Below are 1,296 nucleotides of genomic sequence, written 5' to 3' on the forward strand. Positions count from 1 at the left end.
ACGGTGGGGAGATAACTGGCCGCCGTTGGGGAGAACACCGTGGCCGCCAGCGGGGACATCTCAAGGCCGTCTACGGGGAGAACTCAAAGGCCATTGACAGCATGACCTGGACATCAGCACGCAGACGATCTACACCTGGCGCCGCCAAGACCGCATCGATCGCGGCCTGGAACCAGGCCTGACCAGCAGCGAGAAAACCGGGCTGACCGCCGCCAGACGGCGCATCGCCGAGCTGGAGGCCGAACTGCAGGCGACCCGCCGGGCGATTGAGCTGATCCGCGAGGCGGCGCCCCCAAAAGACGGTTCGCCGCCATCGCGGTGATGGCCGGCGAAGGCATCCCGGTGGAGGTCGCCTGCCGCGTCCTTGCCGTGTCGGTGTCCGGCTACTACGCCTGGCGCGACCGGCCGCCTTCGCCACGGGCCATCCGGCATGCCTGGCTGACCGACCTGATCCGCAGATCCATCGGGACTCTCGCGGCACCTACGGCGCCCGCCGGGTGCACGCTGAACTGCTCCTCGGCCACCAGGTCACGGTCAGCCACGGAGCAGTGGAACTGCTCATGCGCCGGGCCGGGCTGGAAGGCCTCAGCGGCCGGCCCAAGTGGCGACGCGCCAAGCCCGACCAGATCGCCACCGACCTGGTCGACCGCGCCTTCACCCAGACCGGGCCCAATCAGCTGTGGATCACCGACATCACCGAACACCCGACCCGCGAGGGCAAGGTGTACTGCTGCGCGGTGCTGGACGCCTACTCCCGCCGCGTGGTCGGCTGGTCCATCGACTCCACCCAGACCGCCACCCTGGTGACCAGCGCCTTAGGCATGGCCATCGACAACCGCACGCCACCCGCAGGAACGATCATCCACTCCGACCAGGGGGTCCAGCTCGGATCCTGGGCCTTCACCCAGCGGGCCAAGGACTCCGGCCTGCTGCCCTCGATGGGCAGCGTCGGCGACTGCTTCGACAACACCATGATGGAGTCGTTCTGGTCCCGGATGCAGGTCGAACTCCTCGACCGCCGGCGCTGGAACACCCGCATCGAGCTCGCGAACGCGATCTTCGAGTACCTGGAGATCTGGCACAACCGGCAACGACGACACAGCAGCCTGGGCATGCTCACCCCGATACAGTTCGAGAACACACCCACCGTGGCATGACAATCCAGGAACGCGACTCCACCAAACTCGGGGCACACCACCGGATTATCTGGCTGGGGTGAGAGTAGCTGGGTTGATCTCTGTTCGGTAGAGGGCTTCGTATTCGGCGGGCGGCAGGTTCTGGCAGGCGCTGTGGAGG

At 67.0% G+C, this 1,296-nt stretch carries 1 protein-coding gene; it reads left to right on the top strand.

Annotated features, from left to right (window positions below; translation table 11 throughout):
- Positions 1 to 458: 458 nt before the first annotated feature.
- Entirely contained in the window at positions 459 to 1,157 is a 699-nt protein-coding gene (locus IO39_RS50080; protein WP_281200497.1) for an IS3 family transposase, read from the top strand.
- The last annotated feature ends 139 nt before the right edge of the window (positions 1,158 to 1,296 follow it).

The sequence above is a fragment of the Nonomuraea candida genome (assembly GCF_000725485.1).
Taxonomy (GTDB): domain Bacteria; phylum Actinomycetota; class Actinomycetes; order Streptosporangiales; family Streptosporangiaceae; genus Nonomuraea; species Nonomuraea candida.